The organism is Romboutsia sp. 1001216sp1, assembly GCF_039841805.1.
Classification (GTDB): Bacteria; Bacillota; Clostridia; order Peptostreptococcales; family Peptostreptococcaceae; genus Romboutsia_C; species Romboutsia_C hominis.
On the sequence record NZ_JBDPHA010000028.1, the window covers coordinates 1 to 6,240 of the forward strand.

Genomic DNA, 6,240 nt, shown 5'->3' on the forward strand with positions numbered 1-6,240 from the left:
TCATGAACATCTAAAGTTAGTATCCAAAAAAGAGCAGCAACAATGAATATTTTTTCCATTTTAGTAAATATTTTTAAGAATTCTTTCACCGTCTAAACCTCCCTATAATTAAGCCTATCGGCTAACAACTCCTTATAACCTATCGGTCTTCAGTCGTACTAACGCAGAGTTCAAATGACCAACCCAGAAGAGGGTTGTCCATCAAACTCTTTTGTTTTATAAGTTTCTTATGTACTTGCTTATATGGTTTTTATATAATACCAGATTCGAGTTAATTTTGGACAGAGTTAGCCTACGAACAAGTCGCAAGCTAACCTCCTATCAGGTATATAATACCGTCATCTCGCCATGTATACGACCATGGAACGTCTAGGACTGATACAGTCAACATAACACCTCATAATTTAATATAGACTACCATTTCCCCCAATAGTCGGTATCGTTATGTTTGCACAAAGAAATGCCACAAACCTCGCTTTCAACATATGTAGTATCGAGTCACTACTCTCTGCCCTTCTTGATGGTATCAGACATCAATATATGCAGTTGGGACTTTAACCCAAGTGTTTAGTCGGCTACCCCTGTACTCTGTCGAGCCATTCGGTTTGCTCTAGGTCAAACACTCTCCCTTATAAAACCCTATCTATTCAATTTTTTTATATGTATGTAAATATTTCTTTTATCAGCTAATATTAATTATCGAGCCTAATATCAATGCTCCCATTCTCTCAAGCCGTTTAAGTATGGTATAAGCTAATACTAATTAATCAAGCATAGTATCAATGCTTTCCGACCTCAAGCCTTGTCTAAAAACTAAAAAAAGCTATTCTCAACTGTGAGAATAGCTCGATATTTCATAAACCTTTTTTAAATTTATAATCTTGTATAATTTTCAAGTATATATTATACTAATCTTGATTATAAATTTAAGAGTAAACTGTTGTTGTTCTAATAAGTATTGCAGTACTTTATTAGTAATGACAGTTTATAAGGCTTACTTGTACTATCTAACTGCGCTAACAGTTGGGTACTAATTTCCGATTAGGTTTGGCGACCGAAAGGGAAACTTGTAAGTCTTTTTTATTTTGTTTTCTAAATATATGATAAAGTTTTTTACATAAATTTACAAATGTTTTTTATTATTAATATAAATTTAATTATAAAATCAAAGCCCTTAGTGTCCAAAGAAATGGATTCTAAGGGCTTTTTTACTAAATATCTTTAAATAAGTTTTTAAAGACTAGTATTTTTCCGAAACAATTATAGAACTAGACACTTTCATTATTAAGTATAATATTATTCTAAATACAAAAGTAAAAAATTAATCTCAGCAATATCAATATATACATAAATAAACACCTGTTTTTTACTTATTTCAGTATCCCACTTATTTGAAATAATTTATTTACAAATTCATGTTATTTCCTCAATTTATTGGTAATTATATTAAAGACTATTAAAAAAGGAGTGGTTTATATGGATTATTCAATGTTTTGTTATCAATGTGAACAAACAGTTGGAGGTAAAGGCTGTACAAAAGTAGGAGTTTGTGGTAAAACCTCAGATATAGCAGCTCTTCAAGATTTACTTATTTATCAAATAAAAGGCATCAGTTGTTATGCAAATGAGTTAATAAAAAAAGGTGAAAAAATAGATAAAGATATAGTTAGTTTCGTTGAAAACTCTTTATTTACAACACTTACAAATGTTAACTTTGATGGTGATGTTCATGAACAATTGTTAAGAAAGTCACAAGAAATAAAACAATCTTTAAGAAGCAAGATATCATCATGTGAAAATTTCAGTGAAGAGGCTACATATAATTTAAGTGAAACTAGAAATCAAATGTTAGAAGATGCTAAACGTGCAGGTATAATGTATGATCAAAACTTAGACCCAGATATACGTTCATTAAGACAAACTATAATTTATGGATTAAAAGGAGTATCTGCATATGGTCATCAAGCTAGAGAATTAGGATATTATAATGATCAAGTTGATGAATTTTATTTTAGAGCATTAGCTGCAACTTGTGATGAGAATTTAACAGTAGAAGATTTAATAACATGGACTTTAAAAACAGGTGACATGAGTGTTGCTGTTATGCAAAAACTGGATGAAGCAAACACTACTATTTACAAAAATCCAGCTCCTCATAAAGTAAATGTAAATATTAAAAAAGGTCCATTTATAATAGTTTCTGGCCATGATTTAAAAGATTTAGAAATGCTTTTAAAACAAACTGAAGGTAAAGGAATAAATATATATACTCATGGTGAAATGATTCCTTGTCATGGTTATCCAGAACTTAATAAGTATCCTCATTTAGTAGGAAACTTTGGTGGAGCTTGGCAAGATCAACAAAAAGAATTTGACAATATTCCAGGATGTATATTAATGACTACAAACTGTCTTATGAAACCTAGAGATTCATACAAAGATAGAATATTTACAACAAGTGTAGTTGGTTGGGATGGAGTAAAATATATAGGAAAAACTGAAAGCGGAGAAAAAGACTTTAGTGAAATAATAAATAAAGCTTTAGAACTTGGTGGATTTAAAGAAGACCAAGAACCTAAGGAAATTTTAGTTGGATTTGGACACAATGCTACATTAAGCAATGCACCAGCTATAATAGATGCAGTTAAGTCTGGTAAATTAAAACATTTCTTCTTAATTGGGGGATGTGATGGGGCAAGATCTGGAAGAAATTATTATACAGAATTTGCTACTAAAGTTCCAAAAGACTGTATAATACTTACTCTGGCTTGTGGTAAATATAGATTTAATAAACTAGAATTCGGAGAAGTTGCTGGACTTCCAAGACTTTTAGACGTAGGGCAATGTAATGATGCTTACTCAGCTGTAAGAATAGCCCTAGCTTTAGCAGATGCTTTTGATACAGATGTAAATAGCTTACCACTTTCTATAATATTATCATGGTATGAACAAAAAGCAGTTGCTGACTTGTTAGCGCTTTTATCATTAGGAATAAAAGGAATCTATCTTGGACCTACATTACCAGCATTTTTAAGTCCAAATGTACTTCAATATTTAGTTGATACATTCGATATAAAACCTATAAGTACGCCAGAAAAAGATTTAGCATCATGTTTAGAAATTCCAAGTAATTAGTCTTAAAATTTTACTTTAGAAACTAGTTATGTATTTTAAATAAAGTTAAAGCCCTTAAAATCGAAATAAATGGATTATAAGGGCTTTTTTACTAGATATCTTTAAATAAGTTTTTAAAGATTAGTTATCTTAAACTCTTCAATTTGAAATAAACATAATAATATGTTAGTATATTAAATAACAAGTTTATACATAAAGTTTTCTAGGGTTCCGTAGTTTATAACTAGCTGGTCCGAGAGAAAACACATAGTTTAAACTATGGACACGGAAGGATAAAAGCCTGGGAGATATTATAAAAATATTTCTCAGGCTTTTTCTGTTTATTTAGGAGGATAGTATTATGAATAATTTTAGTTATAAGGAAGTTTATATTGAAGATGGAAAAAGGGTTCTAGAAGTTAATATACTTCCAGAAAAGCACTGTAATTTTGATTGTATTTTTTGCCCTATCGGTAGGTCTAAAAATAAAGTTGATAAGCAAAAAAAATTTGAAAACGCAGATAATTCAATAATTGAGTTAGGTAAAATTATAGATGCTAAGAATCCAGAATTAATATTTATAAACTCAATGGGAGAGGCTTTAGTAAATGATAGAATAGAAGATATAATTGACTTTATAAAGTCAAAAGATTTGGCTGTAAAACTTCTTTCTAATGGATATATATTAGCAAATGATGAATACATAGAAATTGCTAATAAGTGTGATGAAGTTATAGGAGAAATAAAAGTAGCAACGGAGGAATATTTCCAAAAAGTTCAAAGACCTATTGATGGATATACATTAGAACAATATGTTGAAAATATGGCTACCTTTAGAAAGCAATATAAAGGTACATTTATATTTGAAGTTACTATTGTTAAAGGATATAACGATGATGATAGCTCAATTGAAAAAACAAAGAAAATGATAAAAAAAATATCTCCGGATAAAATAGAAGTTATTAGAATAGATGATGAACCTTTTAAGAAAAAACTTGGGATTGATGATAAAAAATTCAAAGAAATAAAAGATAAATTACTTAATATAAATTAACTATTCGTTAAATTTTAGTTTAGAGACTAATTATGTATTTCAGATAAAGTTAAAACCCTTAAAATCCAAATAAATTGATTTTAAGGGTTTTAACTTTATCTGTGATAATAAACCTCTATATCAAATAAATTTATTATCTTATTTTCCAGAATATATATCTTTTTCTACATCAATAAATACTTGTGATATAACTTCATAAGCCTCACTCCAAGCTTGTAATACTTCATCAGTTGCTGCATCTCCTAAAACTTCTTTTATTGCTAATAATAAGTTTTTACCTACTATTGGATAGTGTTCTGGCTTTACATTAGTATTGACATGAATTTGTCCTATTTTTTTTACTGCAGGCAATAAAATCTCTAAATTGTCTATATTTTGGGCTGCTGCTAATATTGTCATCGCTAATGCTTTGGGTTGTTCACCTGATTCTTGCTTATTCATATTAAACATAGATTTTACTTCAGGATTATTTTTAAACATTGTTTTGTAAAAAGTTGTTGTAATTTCCATTCCATGTTCCTTTAATACTGGTACTGTACTTTTTACTATATCTATTGTTTTTTGACTTAACATAATTTTTCCTCCATTCATGTAAATTTTAAATACTATTTATTATAATTTATAATTACCCTTTATTTATTTATTTAATTTAAAATTATTTACTTAAAAAAATTTATATTTTTTTATTTATAAAAATAAAATTATAAAATAAGATAAATGATAATCAATAATTATTAAGGCTTGTTTTCTTCAAATACCCCTTAAATTTAGGTTTAGGGAATAGTTTATAAAAACATAGTATTTCCAATACTTGTAAGGTCTAGCAAAATAAAGAAAGGTCAAACTTAATTTTATTAAGTCTGACCTTTCTTTATTTTATTTACTTATAAAGCTCTAATTTCGATTTTAAGGCTTATTTTATAAATAGATACCCTATTTACCCTTAACTTTATTATTTTCGCTCTACATGGATTCTAGACGTTTTTTTAGCCATAATTTACGGCGCTTTTTTATCTATTACTCATACTTTTTCATATATTCTTCTAATGCCATAGACACTAGATCTTGATTATTATATTTTTTATGTTTGCTGCAAAACTCTTTCCACTTAGTTAATGTTTCACCATAAACTCTAAATGAAGTTACTTTTGCGTCGCTATTAAAATCTTTAATTTGTATTTCATTACTAGCAACCACTTCTATTACATTTGTAGTATCTTTGTAATACAAATTTTCTTTAAAAGCATTTATAACTTCAAATATGTCTTTCTTGGCTTGAACTATTTCTAATAAATCATCTTTATAATTTTGTAATACAATTGTGGGATCTTTAGAATCTAAATTATAATTTTCATTAACTATATTTTTTTGTAATACATTTGTATTTTCTTTGTAATATCTTTTTTCTTTTTGAAAATATTTATATCCATTTTCTCTTATAATTTTTTGAAGAGATTTTTCTCCTATTCCTAGATCTTCTCTAATGCGAATTACAGTTTGTCCTTCGCTTAATTTTTCATTTAGGTATTCAATTTTTTTATCTATATCTAATTCTAAAAACTCTTCTTTAGTCATTTTAGCTCCTTTGAAATAATCAATTTTTTTGTAATACATTTGTAGTATATTACAAATGTATTACAAAATCCTTTTAATATTTTTTATAAAAAATAAAAAGCCCTCTGCAAGAGCCTTCGGAGAAAAAAGAGCATAAGGAGTTTTTGTCCCCATCTGCGATTTGGGTCTGGGCAAAGCCCAGTAATACTCTCATTTTAAGTAAAAAAATCATGACCCCATGAAAAAATGAATTGCCTCCACTTTTGCCACCAATTCTGCATCCAAAATGCATCCTAAAAAATAACCTATTTTATACTAAAAAAAACAAGTGATAGGACTTGATCCATCACTTGTTTTTTTATTTTTTAACTATACTTTTTAGCAAGTTCTATTAATATTATTGGGATCAATATACAGTTAGCTATAGTAATAATACTCATGTCATGAACATCTAAAGTTAGTATCCAAAAAAGAGCAGCAACAATGAATATTTTTTCCATTTTAGTAAATATTTTTAA

General features: G+C 27.9%; 4 protein-coding genes and 1 riboswitch. Of the genes, 2 read left to right on the plus strand and 2 right to left on the minus strand.

Annotated elements, in window-relative coordinates:
* Positions 1-1,476 precede the first annotated feature (1,476 nt).
* A complete protein-coding gene (gene hcp, locus ABHC41_RS14480) occupies positions 1,477-3,135 on the plus strand; it encodes a hydroxylamine reductase (RefSeq protein WP_118029356.1) in 1,659 nt (552 codons plus the stop codon).
* 191 nt (positions 3,136-3,326) lie between these two features.
* Positions 3,327-3,424: riboswitch (guanidine-I (ykkC/yxkD leader) on the plus strand.
* A 51-nt stretch (positions 3,425-3,475) separates the two neighbouring features.
* Positions 3,476-4,168, plus strand: coding sequence for a radical SAM protein (locus ABHC41_RS14485; RefSeq protein WP_271899783.1), 693 nt, complete (start codon positions 3,476-3,478; stop codon positions 4,166-4,168).
* 138 nt (positions 4,169-4,306) lie between these two features.
* Here ABHC41_RS14485 and ABHC41_RS14490 read toward each other — a convergent pair whose 3' ends face one another.
* Both ABHC41_RS14490 and ABHC41_RS14495 read right to left on the minus strand, forming a co-directional pair.
* The gene (locus ABHC41_RS14490) at positions 4,307-4,741 is read right to left on the minus strand and encodes a globin domain-containing protein (RefSeq protein ID WP_187528450.1); all 435 of its coding nucleotides are present in this window, start codon (positions 4,739-4,741) and stop codon (positions 4,307-4,309) included.
* Between the two features lie 444 nt (positions 4,742-5,185).
* On the minus strand, positions 5,186-5,743 hold the full coding sequence (locus ABHC41_RS14495; RefSeq protein ID WP_118029355.1) for a hypothetical protein: 558 nt from the start codon (positions 5,741-5,743) through the stop codon (positions 5,186-5,188).
* Positions 5,744-6,240: the final 497 nt, after the last annotated feature.

Coding starts and splice junctions, on each gene's coding strand:
- hcp (WP_118029356.1), top strand. CDS start 1,477: ATGGATTATTCAATGTTTTGTTATCAATGTGAACAAACAGTTGGAGGT.
- ABHC41_RS14485 (WP_271899783.1), top strand. CDS start 3,476: ATGAATAATTTTAGTTATAAGGAAGTTTATATTGAAGATGGAAAAAGG.
- ABHC41_RS14490 (WP_187528450.1), bottom strand. CDS start 4,741: ATGTTAAGTCAAAAAACAATAGATATAGTAAAAAGTACAGTACCAGTA.
- ABHC41_RS14495 (WP_118029355.1), bottom strand. CDS start 5,743: ATGACTAAAGAAGAGTTTTTAGAATTAGATATAGATAAAAAAATTGAA.